General features: G+C 73.2%; 16 protein-coding genes. 9 read left to right on the top strand and 7 right to left on the bottom strand.

The window, feature by feature from the left end; all coding sequences use genetic code 11:
* Window positions 1–12: 12 nt before the first annotated feature.
* The 3 genes from J0911_RS15385 to ypfJ form a co-directional block, all read right to left on the bottom strand.
* Window positions 13–561 carry a GNAT family N-acetyltransferase gene (locus J0911_RS15385; RefSeq protein WP_207276354.1) on the bottom strand — a complete coding sequence of 183 codons (549 nt, stop codon included), beginning with the start codon at window positions 559–561 and terminating at the stop codon, window positions 13–15.
* Window positions 562–582: 21 nt separating this feature from the next.
* Window positions 583–1,089 carry a DUF6328 family protein gene (locus J0911_RS15380; protein WP_207276353.1) on the bottom strand — a complete coding sequence of 169 codons (507 nt, stop codon included), beginning with the start codon at window positions 1,087–1,089 and terminating at the stop codon, window positions 583–585.
* A gap of 62 nt (window positions 1,090–1,151) precedes the next feature.
* Window positions 1,152–2,048, bottom strand: coding sequence for a KPN_02809 family neutral zinc metallopeptidase (gene ypfJ, locus J0911_RS15375; RefSeq protein WP_207276352.1), 897 nt, complete (start codon window positions 2,046–2,048; stop codon window positions 1,152–1,154).
* Window positions 2,049–2,139: 91 nt separating this feature from the next.
* Between ypfJ and recQ the strand changes: the two genes are divergently transcribed.
* On the top strand, window positions 2,140–4,020 hold the full coding sequence (gene recQ / locus J0911_RS15370) for a DNA helicase RecQ (RefSeq protein WP_207276351.1): 1,881 nt from the start codon (window positions 2,140–2,142) through the stop codon (window positions 4,018–4,020).
* A 60-nt stretch (window positions 4,021–4,080) separates the two neighbouring features.
* On the opposite strand, the gene J0911_RS15365 is transcribed toward recQ, so the two are convergent.
* The gene (locus J0911_RS15365; RefSeq protein WP_207276350.1) at window positions 4,081–4,707 is read right to left on the bottom strand and encodes a class I SAM-dependent methyltransferase; all 627 of its coding nucleotides are present in this window, start codon (window positions 4,705–4,707) and stop codon (window positions 4,081–4,083) included.
* Between the two features lie 98 nt (window positions 4,708–4,805).
* On the opposite strand from J0911_RS15365, the gene J0911_RS15360 reads away from it, so the two are divergent.
* Window positions 4,806–5,273, top strand: a complete 468-nt coding sequence (locus J0911_RS15360; protein WP_207276349.1) for a hotdog fold domain-containing protein — start codon at window positions 4,806–4,808, stop codon at window positions 5,271–5,273.
* Window positions 5,274–5,355: 82 nt separating this feature from the next.
* Here J0911_RS15360 and J0911_RS15355 read toward each other — a convergent pair whose 3' ends face one another.
* Window positions 5,356–6,396 (bottom strand): N-acetylglucosamine kinase, encoded by a 1,041-nt coding sequence (locus J0911_RS15355; RefSeq protein WP_207276348.1) that lies wholly within the window; start codon window positions 6,394–6,396, stop codon window positions 5,356–5,358.
* A 221-nt stretch (window positions 6,397–6,617) separates the two neighbouring features.
* Between J0911_RS15355 and J0911_RS15350 the strand changes: the two genes are divergently transcribed.
* The 6 genes from J0911_RS15350 (at window position 6,618) to J0911_RS15325 (ending at window position 12,882) form a co-directional block, all read left to right on the top strand.
* Complete coding sequence (locus J0911_RS15350; RefSeq protein ID WP_207276347.1) at window positions 6,618–8,354, top strand: BCCT family transporter; 1,737 nt, start codon at window positions 6,618–6,620, stop codon at window positions 8,352–8,354.
* A 109-nt stretch (window positions 8,355–8,463) separates the two neighbouring features.
* Window positions 8,464–8,874 carry a YciI family protein gene (locus J0911_RS15345; RefSeq protein ID WP_207276346.1) on the top strand — a complete coding sequence of 137 codons (411 nt, stop codon included), beginning with the start codon at window positions 8,464–8,466 and terminating at the stop codon, window positions 8,872–8,874.
* Window positions 8,871–10,196 carry an RNA polymerase sigma factor gene (locus tag J0911_RS15340; protein WP_207276345.1) on the top strand — a complete coding sequence of 442 codons (1,326 nt, stop codon included), beginning with the start codon at window positions 8,871–8,873 and terminating at the stop codon, window positions 10,194–10,196. The genes J0911_RS15345 and J0911_RS15340 overlap by 4 nt, the downstream gene beginning before the upstream one ends.
* Window positions 10,197–10,284: 88 nt before the next feature.
* A complete protein-coding gene (locus tag J0911_RS15335) occupies window positions 10,285–11,373 on the top strand; it encodes an NADH:flavin oxidoreductase/NADH oxidase (RefSeq protein ID WP_207276344.1) in 1,089 nt (362 codons plus the stop codon).
* A gap of 97 nt (window positions 11,374–11,470) precedes the next feature.
* Entirely contained in the window at window positions 11,471–12,256 is a 786-nt protein-coding gene (locus tag J0911_RS15330; RefSeq protein ID WP_307865109.1) for a YqjF family protein, read from the top strand.
* Window positions 12,253–12,882 (top strand): hypothetical protein, encoded by a 630-nt coding sequence (locus J0911_RS15325; RefSeq protein ID WP_207276343.1) that lies wholly within the window; start codon window positions 12,253–12,255, stop codon window positions 12,880–12,882. The genes J0911_RS15330 and J0911_RS15325 overlap by 4 nt, the downstream gene beginning before the upstream one ends.
* A 64-nt stretch (window positions 12,883–12,946) precedes the next feature.
* Here J0911_RS15325 and J0911_RS21185 read toward each other — a convergent pair whose 3' ends face one another.
* Together J0911_RS21185 and J0911_RS15315 are read right to left on the bottom strand one after the other, a co-directional pair.
* Window positions 12,947–13,885 carry a GNAT family N-acetyltransferase gene (locus tag J0911_RS21185; RefSeq protein ID WP_207276342.1) on the bottom strand — a complete coding sequence of 313 codons (939 nt, stop codon included), beginning with the start codon at window positions 13,883–13,885 and terminating at the stop codon, window positions 12,947–12,949.
* A gap of 51 nt (window positions 13,886–13,936) precedes the next feature.
* Window positions 13,937–14,320, bottom strand: a complete 384-nt coding sequence (locus J0911_RS15315; RefSeq protein WP_207276341.1) for a MerR family transcriptional regulator — start codon at window positions 14,318–14,320, stop codon at window positions 13,937–13,939.
* Window positions 14,321–14,422: 102 nt separating this feature from the next.
* Here J0911_RS15315 and J0911_RS15310 point away from each other — a divergent pair, with 102 nt between their 5' ends.
* Window positions 14,423–15,640, top strand: coding sequence for an MFS transporter (locus J0911_RS15310; protein ID WP_207276340.1), 1,218 nt, complete (start codon window positions 14,423–14,425; stop codon window positions 15,638–15,640).
* Window positions 15,641–15,690 lie beyond the last annotated feature (50 nt).

Below are 15,690 nucleotides of genomic sequence, written 5' to 3'. Positions count from 1 at the left end.
CTCCGACGGGTGTCAGAGCTGCTTCTCCAGGACCTCGAACCTGAGGTCGTCCCGTTTCGGGACGCCGAAGCGGGTGTCGCCGTACGGGAAGGGCTTCACGCGTCCGGTGCGGACGTAGCCCCGGCGCACGTACCACGCGACGAGATCGGCGCGCGCGTCGATGACGCTCATGCGCAGGCAGGTCTGCCCCCACTCGTCGCGTGCCACCCGTTCGGCCTCGGCGAGCAGGGCCCGCCCGACCCCGCCACCCTGCCGGTCGGGTCGCACCGCGAACATGCCGAAGTACCCGGCGCCCTCCTCGACCGCCACGTGCGCGCACGCCAGGGGCCGGGCGTCGTCGTCCACGACCAGGACCTTGCTGTGGGGGCGCGTGATGTCGGCGCGCAGGAGGTCCGGGTCGATCCGGTCGCCGTCGAGCAGGTCGGCCTCGGTGGTCCACCCCGCGCGGCTCGCCTCGCCCCGGTAGGCGGAGGTCACGAGCGTGACCAGGGGGCCGACGTCGGCCAGGGTGGCGGCCCGCACGGCGAGCGCCGGACTGTGCTCGGGTCTGGTCTCGGTCACACGCACACGGTAGCGGAGCCGTCACACCACGGGGTCGGCGTGACGGCGCAACCAGCCGGGCACGAGGACCCACAGCGCGACGATCACGAGGAACACGGCGCCGCCGGCGATGATCCCGGCGGCGCGGCCGACGACGACGTCGAACACGAACAGGACGGTTCCCGTGAGGGTCAGGCCGAGCGCCGCGAGCGCCGCCCGGGCCTGCCGGTCGCCGGTCTCGACGACGGAGGTCTTGAGCCGGCGGCGGAACAGCGCCCGGTGGAGGGAGACGGGTGCCGTCAGGAGCGCCGTGGCGAGCACCGACGTGACGAGCAGGGTCAGGTAGACCGTGCGCTGGTAGCCGTCCAGGCTCTCGAACTCGGCCTGGAACGGCAGGATCAGCAGGAAGCCGGTGAGTACCTGCACGCCGGTCTGCAGCACGCGAAGTTCCTGGAGGAGCTCGACCCAGTTGCGGTCGGCGCGCTGCGCGGGGGTCTCCTGCCGGTCCGGGCGAGGGGCATCCGGATCGGGGTTCTGGTCTGGGGCCATCATCCGATGATGCCCCTTTCGCGAGCGCCGTTCCTCTCGTGTCCGGCCGCGGGCGTCTCCCGTCAGAGGTCGCGCGCCGACAGGGCGTCGCAGTCGTCGACCGTGCCGCCCTCGTACCCGATCGTGAACCACCGCACGCGCTGGTTCGACGTCCCGTGCGTGAACGCCTCGGGGTTCACCGCCTGTCCGGCGGACTCCTGGAGGTGGTCGTCGCCGACGGCGGCGGCCGCGGACAGCGCGTCGTCGAGCTGCCGTGCGGTGATCGGTTCGAGGAACGGCACGCCGGTGTCGGGGTCCGGTGTGGTCGCGGCGTGCCCGGCCCACATCCCGGCGAGGCAGTCGGCCATGAGCTCGATCCGCACCGAGTCGGAGTCCGCCCCCGTTCCGGACCGGTCGGCCCGGTCGAACGCGCCGAGCTGGTTCTCGACGTGGTGCCCGAACTCATGGGCGGTCACGTACATCTCGCCAAGCGGGCCGCCGCTCGCGCCGAACCGCTGCTCCAGCTCGTCGAAGAACCGTACGTCCTCGTACACGGTCTGGTCCGCCGGGCAGTAGAACGGGCCGGTGGCGCTGGTCGCCGAGCCGCAGGCGGTGTCGACGCCGCCGGTGAAGCTCACGACACCCGGCGCGACGTACTCGGTGCCGGCCTGTGCCGGGAGCGTCTGGGACCAGTACGCGTCGAGCGACTGTGCCGTGGCGGACAGGCGGCACTCACGGTCCGTGTTGGCCTGCTCCGCGGTGCAGTTGTCCACGTACTGCTCCTGACCCGTGGAGCCACCGCCGGTCGTGTCACCGCCGAGGAGGTCGGCAGGGTTGCCGCCGAGCAGCGTGTAGACCAGCACGACGGCGATCGCGCCGATGCCGATGCCGCCGCCCCCGATGGCGAGCCGCCGGCCGCCCCGGCCTCCGCCGCGCCGCACCCGGCCGCCCTCGAACTGGCCGCCCTCGCTGAATGTCACGGGGTCACGGTACCGGGAGGCACCGACACGCGGCGCGGGGACGGACGTCGTGCCCGGCGGTCGTCCACAGGTCGCGCGGCGGCGGTGACCGATGTCGGTCCCCGTCCCTAGACTGGCGGCCGTGACTCTCGCCGACGCCGCTACTTCGCCCGATACCGCCGTCGATCCTGCCCTCGAGGCCCTGCGCCGGGTGTTCGGCTACGAGGGGTTCCGCGCCGGGCAGCGGGAGATCGTCGACACCGTGGTCGCCGGCGGGGATGCGCTCGTGCTGATGCCGACGGGCGGCGGGAAGTCGCTGTGCTACCAGATCCCGTCGTTGGTGCGGCGGGGGACCGGTGTCGTCGTCTCACCGCTGATCGCGCTGATGCAGGACCAGGTGGACGCGCTCGACGCGCTCGGGGTCCGGGCCGGATTCCTCAACTCCACGCAGGATGCCGAGTCGCGTCGCGCCGTCGAGCGTGCCTTCACCGACGGTGAGCTCGACCTGCTGTACCTCGCTCCGGAGCGGCTCCGTCTCGACTCGACGGTACGGCTCCTGGACCGGGGCGAGATCGCGTTGTTCGCGATCGACGAGGCCCACTGCGTCTCGCAGTGGGGCCACGACTTCCGCCCCGACTATCTCGAGCTCTCGCACCTGCACGAGCGCTGGCCCGACGTGCCCCGCATCGCCCTGACGGCGACGGCCACCCGGGCCACGCGCGAGGAGATCGCCACCCGTCTCGACCTGACCGGTGCCAGGCACTTCGTCGCGAGCTTCGACCGGCCCAACATCCAGTACCGCATCGTGCCGAAGGACGGTGCGAAGCAGCAGCTCCTCGAGTTCCTGCGCACCGAGCACGCGGGCGACGCCGGGATCGTCTACTGCCTGTCGCGCGCGTCCGTGGAGGAGACCGCCGAGTTCCTCACCGCGCAGGGCATCCGTGCCCTGCCGTACCACGCCGGCCTGCCCGCGGAGGTCCGGGCGCGGAACCAGTCCGCGTTCCTCCGCGAGGACGGTCTCGTGGTCGTCGCCACCATCGCGTTCGGCATGGGCATCGACAAGCCCGACGTCCGCTTCGTCGCCCATCTCGACCTGCCCAAGTCGGTCGAGGGCTACTACCAGGAGACCGGCCGTGCGGGCCGTGACGGACTGCCGTCGACGGCGTGGCTGGCGTACGGCCTGTCCGACGTCGTGCAGCTGCGCAAGATGATCGCCGGCTCCGACGGCGACGCCGCGCACCGGCGGCGCCTCGGGACGCATCTCGACGCGATGCTGGCGCTGTGCGAGACGGTCGAGTGCCGCCGCGCCCAGCTCCTGAACTACTTCGGGCAGGAGGCCGCACCCTGCGGCAACTGCGACACCTGTCTGGCGCCGCCGGAGTCGTGGGACGGGACGATCGCCGCGCAGAAGTTCCTCTCGGCCGTGTACCGGCTCGACCGTGAGCGCAACCAGAGGTTCGGCGTCGGGCACGTGGTCGACATCCTGCGCGGCAAGGCGACGCCCAAGGTGAACCAGTGGGGACACGACGACCTCACCGTGTTCGGCGTCGGCGAGGACCTGAGCGAGGGGCAGTGGCGCACGGTGGTACGGCAGCTGCTGGCGCAGGGGCTCCTGGCCGTCGAGGGCAACCACGGGACGCTGCTGCTCACGGAGGCGAGTGCGGACGTCCTGGGCCGGCGCCGCGAGGTGCGGCTGCGGCGCGATCCGGAGCGGGCGCGGGCCCGGGTGGCGGCGAAGGCGAGGACGAAGGCCGCGCCGGACATCGACCTGTCGGCCGAGGACGCCGACCTGTTCGAGCGGCTCCGCGCCTGGCGCGCGGGTGTCGCGAAGGAGCAGGGCGTTCCGGCCTACGTCGTCTTCCACGACGCCACGCTGCGAGCCGTCGCGGCGGCCCGCCCGGCGAGCCTGGACGAGCTCGGCGGCATCAGCGGGGTCGGGGAGAGCAAGCTCGCCAGGTACGGCGCGGGCGTCCTGGAGACCGTCGGGGCGTGAAGGGGTCTCCACCTCCACCGGACGGTGGCGATCCCCGTGCGGTGCGCGCCGGACCGTCCCCTACGCGGGCTTGACCGCGTGCACGCGCTCGACCATGCCCATGCCGTAGCGGTCGGTCTCGACGATCTCGAAGCCGAGGTCCCGGACCCGGCCGAGCTGGCGGCGGGTGAAGTGCTCGCCCGCGCTCGGGACGGTGATCGCCTCCACGAGCCACTGGCCCAGGCGGACGGGCGGCCAGGTGCTGCCGATGTGGTCCAGGAGCAGCAGCCGTCCGCCGGGCCTCAGCACCCGCTTCGCCTCGGCCAGGGCGGCCTCGGGGCGAGGGATGCTGCACAGCGAGAGCACGCAGGTCACGGTGTCGAAGGAGGCGTCGGCGAACGGCAGGCGCTCCGCGTCGCCCTGGCGCAGGTCGGCGTCGCGGCCGAGCGCGGCGGCGCGTGCGCGGGCCTGGTCGAGCATGGGCGGGCTGAGGTCGATGCCCGCCACGGCGGTCACGTCGTCGTGCAGGAACGGCAGGTCGCGTCCGGTGCCGACGGCGACGATCAGCACGCTCCCGCGGGTGCGGGCGCCGAGCCACTCGCGCCCGTCCCGCAGGAGGTTGCGCTCGAACCAGGCGATGCCGCGGTCGTAGTCGGGTGCCGTCCGGTCCCAGAGCCGGCGCTGCTTCGACGTCGCGCGGGATTCCATGCGGGCAGGCTGGCACGGTCCGGCCGCCGTGTCCAGGACCCCGGGGGCGGTGCGGCGGTGGGCGGCCGCGGTGCGGCGGGACGGTAGAGTCACGCCTCGTGACAGAGCTGTACACGATGTGGCGGAAGCTGGCCGACAAGCCGTTCGGCAAGCGGGTCTTCGGCATCGGCTACGGGTTCAAGGCCCCGTACTTCCGCACGATCCGCCCACGGTTCGTCGAGGTGCGGCCGGGGTACGGCGAGCTCGTGATCCGCAAGCGGCGGGCCGTGCTCAACCACATCGGCACCGTCCACGCCATCGCGGTGTGCAACGGGCTCGAGGCCGCGATGGGCGCGATGGCCGAGGCCACCGTCCCGGACTCGAAGCGGTGGCTGCCCAAGGGCATGGACGTCGCGTACACGGCGAAATCGACGTCGGACATCACGTGCACCGCCGAGTGCGACCCGGCGCGCTGGCTCGCCGACGACCCGGACGTACCCGTCACGGTCACCGCCCGCCGCGACGACGGCACCGTCGTCGCCGAGGGCACCATTCACCTGTGGGTCACGGACCGGCCGAGGCGCTGAGCCGGCGAGAGGCCGGCCGGGCGGCGTGTCGGGGAGCGTCGCCGGTACCCGCGCGGCCGCGGAACGGTGCGCCCCCCCTGAGCTACTCGGCGGTCCGTACGGTCAGCAGCGGCCGGTAGGACGGGAACTCCGGGTCCTCCACGAGCCGCCGGGCCAGCAGCAGTGCGCCGTCGAGCGGGGTGCCGGCGGCGTCCACGAGCTCGACGCCGACCCGCTTGACCGGCATGAGGCCGTGCACGGCCGCGCGCAGCGGCGAGTCGACGGCCATGAGCTGTCCGGTCGTCGCGGCGACCTGCCGTACGCCGGGCCGGGACAGGACGGCCGCGAGGCAGTCGGTCAGGAGCTGGACGGAGCCGGCCAGGATCTTCTGGCACACGATGTCCCCGTCCGCCGCGGCGCGGACGACCACCGGGGCGAACTCGGCGAGCACGCGTACCCGGTCGGGTGCGTCGCGCAACTTGGACTCCCACGTCTCCGGGGGGCCGAGCGTCGCGGTGGCCTCGTGGAGCAGCCGCTTCGAGCCGCGGGTGTCGTGGTAGCTGGCGCGTGCCGCCGCCCGCAGGCCCTCCTCGCCGATCCACGACCCGCCGCCGTTGTCGCCGATCAGCGGTCCGAGTCCGTCCGCGATGTGCAGGCGGCCCAGGTCGTCGTCGCCGATCGCGACCGCTCCCGACCCGACGTTGAGCGTCGCACCGCTGCGGCCTCGCAGCGCGCCCAGATGTGCGGTCACGGTGTCGCTCGCGACCGCGGTCCGGCCGGCACCGAGCGCCGCGGTGAGGCTGTCGTGCACGTCGTAGGGGTTCAGCGTGCGCGACAGCGTCATGGACCGCAGGCCGCGCATGCCGACGGCGGCGGCGATCGTCGTCGTGCCCTGCCCGGCCTTCTCGGTGAAGCGGCGGCACAGATCACCGACGACGTCGGGCGCGTCGGAACGGCGCGACACGATGCGGACCGGGTCGCCGGTGAGGTCGATGGGCTCGGTGGAGCCGGCGTCCGGCCCCACGGGCGCACCGCGCAACCGTGACCCGGTCCCTCCGACGTCGATGCCCACTTCCCAGGCCAGGGTGACGTCGTGGTGCTCGCTCGTGCCGGACGCGCTTGCCGGAGCAGGCCCTGCGCGCATATCCCGATCGTGGCACGGTGAACCGGACACCGCGACACGAAACGATGAAAAGACGACAGTTTCCCGTCGAAGTGCCACCAGCGGCAGCGACTTTCTGGTGTGTCGCGGGGCGACTCGCGGAGATCCGGTAAATGCGCGACATACCTCCCCGGTGCTGCCAGGCTGGTGCGCTGCCAGAGCGCCGGACCCCTCCGGCGCGATCAGTGACGAAAGGTCCATCCATGATCGAGCGTAAACTCGACGCCCTCGCGACGAAGCTGGGGCTGCGGACGAATCCCGTCATCTTCTTCGTCTCGGCAGCGCTCATGGTGCTGTTCCTGCTCCTGCTGCTCGTGCTGCCCAACCGGATCGGCACGGTGTTCGGAGCGTTGCGGGACTGGATCGTCACCGACCTCGGGTGGTTCTTCATCCTCGGCGTGACGGTATGGCTCATCTTCCTCGCCTACGTCGCGCTCAGTCGCTACGGCCATCTGCGCCTGGGTGGCGACGACTCCCGGCCCGAGTACTCGAACCTGTCGTGGTTCGCGATGCTGTTCGCCGGCGGTATCGGCACGGTCCTGATGTTCTGGGGCGTGGCCGAGCCGATGTCGCACTTCGCCGCGCCGCCGTTCGCCGGCGTCGAACCGTACTCGGTCGAGGCCGCGCGTGACGCGATGTCGATCTCGCTCTACCACCTGAGCCTGCACACCTGGGCGATCTTCACGCTGCCCGGCCTGGCCTTCGGGTTCTTCGTCTACCGGTACAAGCTGCCGCTCCGCGTCAGCTCGGTGTTCTACCCTTTCCTCAAGGAACGCATCCACGGCCCGATCGGCAAGACGATCGACATCTTCGCCGTGCTGGGCACGCTGTTCGGTCTCGCGGTGTCGCTGGGCCTCGGCACGTCGCAGGTGGGTGCCGGCATCAACGCGCTGCTGCCCGGCGTCCCGAACAACACCTGGCTGCAGGTCGGCATCATCACGGTGCTCACCATCACGGCGGTGTCCTCGATCGTCGCGGGGCTCGACAAGGGCGTCAAGGTCCTGTCCAACATCAACATCATGCTGGCCGTGGGCCTGATGATCTTCGTGCTCGTGTTCTTCCAGGACAGCGTCTTCCTGCTGCGGCAGATCTTCGAGAGCTTCGGCCTCTACCTGCAGGACCTGGTGCGCCTGGCGTTCTGGAACGACTCGATGGCCCAGTTCACCAAGGACGGCGGCTGGGGCTGGCAGGGTGGCTGGACGGTCTTCTACTGGGCGTGGACCGTCACCTGGGCGCCGTTCATGGGCGTCTTCCTCGCGCGGATCTCCCGCGGCCGCACGGTGCGCCAGTTCATCGGCGGCGTGCTGATCGCGCCCTCCCTGTTCACGCTCGTCTGGTTCGTCGTCTTCGGGTGGTCGGCGATGCGCATCGACGGCATCGGCGGGAGCGGTGGCGAACTGTCGGAGGCCGTGTCCCAGGACGTCGCGCTCGCCATGTTCACGTTCTTCGAGAACTTCCCTGCCGCCACCCTCGTCCAGGGCATCGCCGTGGTCGTGGTCGCGCTGTTCTTCGCGACGTCGTCGGACTCCGCGTCGCTCGTCGTCGACATGCTGTGCGTCGGCAGCTCCGACGCCGGCCCGGTGCGGCAGCGTGTCTTCTGGGGCGTCAGCGAGGGTGCGCTCGCGGCGTCGCTCATCATCCTCGGCGGGGTCACCGGCCAGGACGGGCTCGGGGCCCTGCAACAGGTGATCACCGTGATCGGCCTGCCCATCTTCGTCCTCGTGTTCCTCATGATGTTCAGCCTGATCAAGGGCCTGGGTGACGAGCGGCGGGCGGCACTGGAGGCACAGTTCGGGGAGCTGGCGCCGCGCCGCCGGTTCTCGCGCCGTGGCGCGGGACGCACCGCCGGGCCGTCGCCGGCCGCCGAACCGTCGCCGGACCCCGGTCCCGCGGGGACGGCCCGTGGAAAGGACGACGAGCGCTCGCCCGGAACCACGTGAGACCTCCCGGGCGAGAATGTGCTCGTCGCCGATGTCGAGAACGGCCGCCCCGTTCCGTCCCAGGGGCGTCGGCGGCGACACGCGCCGCCCGAGACCGGAGGATGGAACCATGAAGTACCTGATGCTGAAGCACTACCGCGGCGGCCCGGAGAAGCACCCCAACTCGCGGTCCCCGATGGACCGGTGGACGCCCGAGGAGATCTCGGCCCACATCGCGTTCATGGACGAGGTCATCGACGACCTGCGCGAGCGCGGCGAGTTCGTGGACGCGCAGGCGCTCGCGCCCCGGGGCGCGTTCGTCCGGTACGACGGCGAGGGCCGTCCGCCGGTGACCGACGGTCCGTTCGCGGAGACGAAGGACCTCATCGCGGGCTGGATCGTGATCGACGTCGAGTCGGACGAACGGGCCCACGAGGCCGCGGCGTACCTCTCGTCCGCGCCGGGTCCCGGCGGGCAGCCGCTGCACGAGTGGATCGAGGTGCGGCCGTTCCTCGGCGACGCGTCCGAGGTCACGGGGTGAACCTGCCCCTGCGCGACCTCGTCCCGCAGGTCCTGGGCGTCCTCGTGCGCCGCGGAGCAGATTTCGCGGCGGCCGAGGACGCCGTCCAGGAGGCACTCGTCGAGGCGGTCCGCCGCTGGGGGAACGAGGTCGTGGAGGACGACGGGCGACGGGCGGGCGAGGACGACGGCGCCGGAGCAGCCGGTCCGGCGGACCGGACCGGCCGGCCCGCGGACCTGAAGGCCTGGCTCGTCACGGTGGCCTGGCGCAAGTTCCTCGACGCGCGCCGCTCGGCGTCGGCCCGCGCCCTGCGCGAGGTGAGGGTGGGCCTGGAGCCGCCGTCGGGCCCGGCGGAGCAGACCGACGACACACTCCTCGTCCTCAGCCGCTGCTGTCACCCCGCGCTGACCCCGGCATCGGCGATCGCACTCACCCTGCGCGCAGTCGGCGGCCTGACGACGGCACGGATCGCGCGGGCGTTCCTCGTGCCCGAGGCGACGATGGCCCAGCGGATCTCCCGCGCGAAGCGCACCGTGGCGGGCGAGCGGTTCGAGACGCCCGGCGACGTGACCGCCGTGCTGCGCGTGCTGTACCTCATGTTCAACGAGGGCTTCACCAGCGCGTCCGCCGTCGGGCGCCGGCCGCGGGCCACGGCCCCGGCGGGCGGGTCGGAGCGGGCCGCGGCCCCGGCGGGCCAGCCGGTGTCGGCCCGGGTGCCCGAGGTGGACCTGGCCGGGGAGGCGATCCGGCTCGCACGCCAGCTGACCGCGGCCGTTCCCGGCGACCCCGAGGCCTCGGGTCTGCTGGCGCTCATGCTCCTGCACCACGCGCGGCGGGCCGCTCGGTTCGACGCGGCCGGGGAGCTCGTCCCCCTCGACCGGCAGGACCGGTCGCTGTGGGACACGGCGATGATCGCCGAGGGCGTCGACATCCTTCAGCGCGCCCTCGCGCGCGAGCTGCTGGGGGAGTACCAGGCCCAGGCAGCGATCGCCGCCCTGCACGACGACGCCCGCACCGCCGCCGAGACCGACTGGCCGCAGATCCTCACCTGGTACGACGAACTCCTGTCCGTCGCGCCGGGCAACCGGGTGGCGGAGCTGAACCGGGCGATCGCCGTCGGGCACGTCGACGGCCCCCGTGCCGGCCTGCGGGTCCTCGCGGAACTCGATGCCGGGCTGCCGCGGTACGACGCCGCGACCGCCTACCTGCGGGAGATGGCGGGCGAGCGGGCGGAGGCGGCACGCCGTTACGCGGCGGCCGCCGCGGCCGCCGACAGCGCGGCGGAGCGGACCCATCTGCTCAAGCAGGCGGCACGGCTCAACGAGAAGGCCGCGACGACGTGAGCGTCGGTCCGGAAGAGTGTGCCAAGCGCACGGTGCCCATCATCCGGGCACGGGGAATCCCACCCCGACACACCCGGTTGTGCGCGGCATGAGCCTCTTGTTCCAGCCCGTCGTGCTGCGTGAACTCACCGTCCCGAACCGGGCCTGGCTGGCCCCGATGTGCCAGTACTCGGCGACCGGCGGAATGCCGGGCGACTGGCACCTCGTCCACCTGGGCGCGCGGGCCACCGGCGGGTTCGGCCTGGTCATGACGGAGGCGACCGCCGTCGTCCCCGAAGGCAGGATCTCCCCGCAGGACACCGGCATCTGGAACGACGACCAGGCCGCCGCCTGGCGGCGGATCACCGACTTCGTGCACGCGCGCGGCGCCCGCGCCGGAATCCAGCTCGCGCACGCCGGCCGCAAGGCGTCCACCTACCCGCCGTTCCACGAGCTCGACGGCAGCGTGCCGGTCGCCGACGGCGGATGGGTCACGGCCGGCCCGACGACAGACCCGTTCCCCGGGCTCGCCGTCCCCGCCGAGATGACGCCGGAGCAGGTCGCGGACGTACCAGGGCAGTTCGCCGACGCGGCACGGCGGGCGCTCGCGGCCGGGTTCGACGTGGTCGAGGTTCACGCGGCGCACGGCTACCTGCTGCACCAGTTCCTGTCACCACTGGCCAACCGGCGCACCGACGAGTACGGCGGCTCGGACGAGCGGCGGGCACGGCTGGTGCGCGAGTCCGTGCGCGCGGTACGGGAGGTCTGGCCGGACGGCCTGCCGGTGATGGTGCGACTGTCGGCCACGGACTGGCGGGCCGACGGGCTCGGGGTCGAGGATGTCGCGGCCGTCGCCGCGCACCTCAAGGCCGACGGGGCCGACGTGGTGGACGTGTCCACCGGAGGCGTGGCGCCCGCCGAGATCCCGGTGGGGCCGGGCTACCAGGTGGCCCACGCACGCCGGGTGCGGGAGGTGTCCGGCCTGCCGGTGAGCGCGGTCGGGCTGATCACGGAACCGGCGCAGGCGGAGCAGGTGCTGGTGGAGGGGGCGGCCGACGCGGTGATGCTCGGTCGTGAGGCACTGCGCGACCCGCACTGGCCGCTGCGCGCGGCACGGGTCCTGCGGGAGCGGGTTGGGCGCGTCGCGGAGACCGGGGTGGGGGTCCAGCCGCAGTACGAACGCGCGCCCTGGCGATGACGGGCGCGGGCCGCCGTCGTCCGTGCGCAGTTCTCCGCCGGCATCGCGAGCCTCCCCGTCCGGCCGGGGCCGCAGTCCGTTCTGCTACGTTCGCGGTGTGACCGGCCGCGACGCGCGCGACGAGACGCGCACCCGCACGTTCCTCACCGCCGAATGGCGGCGGCTCGTGATGCTGAACCACGAGATCGACCCGGAGGCACTGCGCCCGCTCGTACCGCGCGGCGTCGTGCTCGACACCTGGAACGGCATGACTCTCGTGAGCATGGTCGGGTTCGAGTTCCTCGACACCCGGCTGCTCGGCGTGCCCGTGCCGTTCCACCGCCACTTCGACGAGATCAACCTGCGGTTCTACGTGCGCCGGGACACGCCCGACGGGCCGCGCCGGGGCGTCGTGTTCGTCAAGGAGATCGTCCCGCGCCCGGCGCTGGCCGCCGTCGCCAGGCTCGCGTACGGCGAGAGGTACGTCTCCCGCCCGATGCGGCACCGCATCGACCTGGCCGACGACGGCGCCACCCCGGCCGGCCTGGTCGGCTACGCCTGGTACGACGGCGGCTCCTGGCACCGGCTGCACGCGACGACCACGGGAGAGGCCCACCTGCCCGCGGCCGGCTCCCAGGAGGAGTTCGTCACCGAGCACTACTGGGGCTACGCCGCGCAGCGTGACGGCGGCTGCGTCGAGTACCGCGTCGAGCATCCGCGCTGGAACGTGTGGCGGGCCGCGGACGCGCGACTCGACTGCGACGTCGCCCAGGTCTACGGCCCGCGCTTCACCGAGGCGCTGGAGGCGGACCCGGTCTCGGCCTTCGTCGCGGACGGCTCCCCGGTCACGGTCCGGGCGGGCGCGCGACTCGATTCCGGACATTCTGGAACGATGGCGCCATGACGCTCTACGCCGCCGCCCCCGCGCGCCGCTCCCGGCAGATCCTCGGTGACCTCCTCTTCCTCACGTGGATCGGAGCGTGGATCTGGGCCGGGTTCCGCGCACGCGACACCGTGCTCGAACTCGCGGCGCCCGGGCACGCGACGACGGCCGCGGCCGGCGACATCGCCCGACGGCTGCGCGACGTCGAGGACCGGATCGCGGACGTCCCGCTCGTGGGCGACGACCTCACCGGACCTTTCGGCGGCATGGCGAACCAAGCCGACGGCCTGGCGGCGGCGGGCGCCTCCATGGTCGAGACCGTCGGGCAGCTGGCGCTCGCCGTCGGGCTGGCGGTGGCGCTGATCCCGGTGCTGCTGGTCGCGGTGATCCACGTACCGGTGCGAGCCCGGTTCGTGCGCCGTGCGCACGCCGCCCGCCGGGCCGCCCGGCAGCTCTCGGCCGCGGGCGACGGCGCGGGGGAATCCGCGCTGTCCGAGCTGTTCGCCCTCCGGGCCCTGGCGAACCAGCCGGTCAGAAAGCTGGCCGCGATCACGGCCGACCCGGTCGCCGCCTGGCGGGACGGCGACGAGGCGGCGATCCGCCGCCTGGCGGACCTGGAGCTGCGCGACCTGGGCGTCCGGCGCTGACCTGCCTCGGCCCGTCGGTCGGCGTCGAGCTCCTCCTCCCGTCCTTGTGCCGCGTCCGCCGTGCCTACGTGAGGGTCAGGTCGATCCTGGACTCCGTGGGCTCCCAGCCCGCCGCGGCGAAGGCGCGGATCATGGGGACGTTCGTGTCGTCGGTGTCGGCGATGAGGGTCGTCGCGCCGGCAGCCAGCAGGTCGGCGGTGGCCGTGGCGACGAGACGCCGCGCCAGGCCCCGTCCGCGGAAGTCCTCCGCCACGCCGACCTGGCAGACGAAGCCGTTGCCGTTCGGCATGGCGCGGCGGACCACGAGCCCGGCGTCCCGGCCGTCCTGGACCGCGATCCCGAAGCACTCGATCGGGTCGGCGCCCAGCAGGTCGCCGGCCTCGTCGGCGGCTGCCCGCTCCAGACCCTTGGCCGCGACGTTCGCCCGGTCCCGCACGTCCAGCGAACCGGGCATCATCCGCCGGACGAAGGCCTCGACCCGGGGGCGGTCCCCGGCGGGTTCGAGCTCCAGCGGTGCGATGTCCCCGGCCATCCCGTCCCGCGGCGTGACGTGGTAATGCCTGCGTGTGACGAGGACGCGCCAGCCGTGCCGTGCGAACGCGTCGACGACCTGTCGCACCGCAGGTACGACGAGCGGGTCGGGAGCGACCGGTGCGCTGAAGGACGCCTCGACCGCGCCGCCGTGCGAGCGGGCCCAGTCGGTGGCCGCGCCCAGCAGGCCGTCGACGACAGCCGGGTCGGCGGGCAGGGCGAACAGGTCGACCAGCCCTTCGGCGTCGGACAGGTGACGTGCCGCGACGAGCCCTCGCGTTCCGGCGTCGTCCGAGGCGTCCGGGGACCCGGCCGCCCAGACCAGGTCGGGCCTGCGTACGCCCCGGTCGAACAGGCGGTTCAGGGAGAAGTCGCCGAACAGCTCACGCTGGCCAGGGACGGGAAACGTGGGGGAGTGGGACTGGATCAGCGCGATCGCGTCGTCGCGTGTGGCGGGGGAGAAGAGCTTCACCCGCAGATTCTGCCTGCGGGACGAGCGGTGTGAAACGGATTATCGTCTCGGTCAGCGTGCCGCCGCCTCGCTCAGCAGCGCGGCGTGCTCCGTGCGGGTGAGGAACTCGCGGATCGTGTCGCGGCTGCGCGTGAGGCAGGCGATGTTCGCCTCGATGCCCACGAGTTCGGCGGCGAGTTGCTCGGCGACCAGCCGGGGACAGGTGGGCTCCCTGGCCGCCGCGGCGTCCTCCATGTCGAGCAACACCTTCACGAGCTTCGTCGGCAGCCCGGCGCGCACGAGACCTGCCACGCGCGTGACCCGCTCCACGTGCTCCTCACCGTAGGTGCGGTACCCGTTGGGCGCGCGGTCGGCGGTGAGCAGTCCTTGCTGCTCGTAGTACCGGATCAGCCGCGGCGCGACCCCGGTCCGCCCGGCCAGTTCACCGATCCTCATCGCCGTCCTCCCGCACGGCCCCGCCGGGTACCGCGCGATCCACCGTCGCTCACCCGACAAGCCTTGACATTGACATCAGTGTCAAAGTTTACGGTCTCCGACATGAACACTCCACCGCGCGACCCGGCACTGCCCTGGCCCTCTCTCCTCGTGCTCGGCGGCACCACGCTGCTCATGGTCACCGCCGAGATGCTGCCCACCGCCGTGCTGGCCCCGATGAGTGCCGGGCTCGGCGTCGCGGAGTCGGACACCGGGATGCTCGTCTCGCTCTGGGCGGCCGTCGTCGTCGTGACGAGCTTCCCCCTGGTCCGCCTCGTACGCGACCGCGACCGGCGGGCAGTCGTCGCCGGCGGCACGGTCGTCCTCGCCGCCTCGTCCGCGCTCACCGCGCTCGCCCCCACCTACGCCGTCGCCGTCGGCGCCCGGCTGCTCGGCGCTGCTGCCGTCGGACTGCTCTGGGCGACGGTGAACGCGCACGTCGCCGACCTCGTCCCGGAGCGCCGGCTGGCCCGCGCGGTCGCCGTCGTCCTCGGTGGCGCGACCCTCGGCATGGTGCTCGGCACCCCCCTCGCCCGCCTTGCGGCCGACGCCGCCGGATGGCGCGCGGCCTTCTGGGGCCTCGCCGTGCTGACCGCCGCGGCCGCCGTCGCGGTACGGCTCGTCGTCGCCCCCGCCCGCCCGGACCCGGGCACGACGGCGGCCACGGGCGGCGCGACCCCGGCAGGGCACCGCCACGGCACCGCACCCCTGCTGACCGTGACCGGGCTCGTCGCGCTCGTGCTCGTGGGCCATTACGGTGCCTACACCTACATCACCCGCCTCACCGAGACGAGCGCCGCGATCCTGCCCGGCGGCACCGGCTCACTCCTGCTGGCCTTCGGCCTGGCGTCCGCCGCCGGCGTCGCGCTCGCCGGGCGGTTCGGGGAGCGCACGGTCCCTGCCCTGGTCGCCGCCACCGTCGCCACCGCCCTGACCCTGGCCGCACTCGCGATCGACGCCGAGCCCGCACTCGGCGTGCTCACGGTGGTGGCCTGGGGTGTCGCGTCAGGTGCTCTGCCCCCGCTCGCGCAGACCCTGATCCTCCGCCTCGCCGGACCCGAGCGCCGGGCGTTCGCGGGCGCACTCATCCCCGTCCTGTTCAACGGCGGGATCGCCGCCGGCGCCGCGCTCTTCTCCACCGTGGTCGCGACCGCGGGCGTCACGGCCGTGCCGCTCCCGGCGGCCGTCGTCGTCGGCGTCGCGGCGACCGGCCTGGCGCTCAGGGCCGGGGCCAGGCGGACAGCCGAGCCTCGTACGGCGGCTGCCCTGCCGAAGGCATGAGGGATTCCGGGAGCCGATGCGGTCGGTCCGTTGTCGTTGCGGTCGGTCAC

Source organism: Myceligenerans salitolerans (assembly GCF_017349295.1).
Taxonomy (GTDB): Bacteria; Actinomycetota; Actinomycetes; order Actinomycetales; family Cellulomonadaceae; genus Myceligenerans; species Myceligenerans salitolerans.
This window is presented reverse-complemented; position numbering and strand designations above follow the sequence as displayed.

Bases quoted from the DNA above. Each gene is read 5' to 3' on its own strand.
- J0911_RS15380 (WP_207276353.1), bottom strand. From the start codon at position 1,089: ATGGCCCCAGACCAGAACCCCGATCCGGATGCCCCTCGCCCGGACCGG.
- J0911_RS15315 (WP_207276341.1), bottom strand. From the start codon at position 14,320: ATGAGGATCGGTGAACTGGCCGGGCGGACCGGGGTCGCGCCGCGGCTG.
- J0911_RS15335 (WP_207276344.1), top strand. From the start codon at position 10,285: ATGAGCCTCTTGTTCCAGCCCGTCGTGCTGCGTGAACTCACCGTCCCG.
- J0911_RS15355 (WP_207276348.1), bottom strand. From the start codon at position 6,396: ATGCGCGCAGGGCCTGCTCCGGCAAGCGCGTCCGGCACGAGCGAGCAC.
- J0911_RS15325 (WP_207276343.1), top strand. From the start codon at position 12,253: ATGACGCTCTACGCCGCCGCCCCCGCGCGCCGCTCCCGGCAGATCCTC.
- recQ (WP_207276351.1), top strand. From the start codon at position 2,140: ATGTCGGTCCCCGTCCCTAGACTGGCGGCCGTGACTCTCGCCGACGCC.
- J0911_RS15345 (WP_207276346.1), top strand. From the start codon at position 8,464: ATGAAGTACCTGATGCTGAAGCACTACCGCGGCGGCCCGGAGAAGCAC.
- J0911_RS15350 (WP_207276347.1), top strand. From the start codon at position 6,618: ATGATCGAGCGTAAACTCGACGCCCTCGCGACGAAGCTGGGGCTGCGG.
- J0911_RS15365 (WP_207276350.1), bottom strand. From the start codon at position 4,707: ATGGAATCCCGCGCGACGTCGAAGCAGCGCCGGCTCTGGGACCGGACG.
- J0911_RS15310 (WP_207276340.1), top strand. From the start codon at position 14,423: ATGAACACTCCACCGCGCGACCCGGCACTGCCCTGGCCCTCTCTCCTC.